1 pseudogene is annotated in these 606 nt (G+C 37.5%); it reads right to left on the bottom strand.

Features of this window, described 5'->3' with window-relative positions:
* A pseudogene (gene malS, locus AC0NJG_RS28590) lies at window positions 1-606 on the bottom strand (oxaloacetate-decarboxylating malate dehydrogenase); the annotation flags it as partial.

The following is a 606-nucleotide window of genomic DNA, read 5'->3' as shown; positions in this document are numbered from 1 at the left end:
CCGATAATACAGCCGCAAGGGAAACTGCACCTGTACCTTGAATATCATCATTAAATGTACAAATATCATGACGATATTTATCTAAGATTTTTCGTGCATTACGAGAACTGAAGTCTTCCCAATGTAAAAGTGCTTTCGGGAATTGCTTATTTACCGCTTGTACAAATGTATCAATAAATTCATCGTAAGCTTCACCTGTTATACGAGGGTGACGATTTCCAATATAAAATGGATTGTCTAATAATTCTTCACGATTTGTACCTACATCTAAAATTACCGGTAATACGCGGCTAGGATCGATTCCAACTGCGGCTGTATAAACAGCTAATTTTCCGATGGCGATGTTAATACCACCAACGCCCCAGTCACCAATTCCTAGTATACCTTCTCCATCTGTTACAACGACCAAATCAATATTTTCTGCTGTTGCACCAATATTGGCAAATGCTTCTTCAATACCTGACGGATCGTTAATCGATAAATACACACCACGTGGTTTACGGTATTCATGACTATATCTTTGAATCGCTACACCTACAGTTGGTGTATAGACGATTGGTAACATTTCGCGTAAATGATCTGTTAAAATACGATAAAATAATACTT

This window comes from Bacillus sp. SSR7 (assembly GCF_055902415.1).
This window is presented reverse-complemented; position numbering and strand designations above follow the sequence as displayed.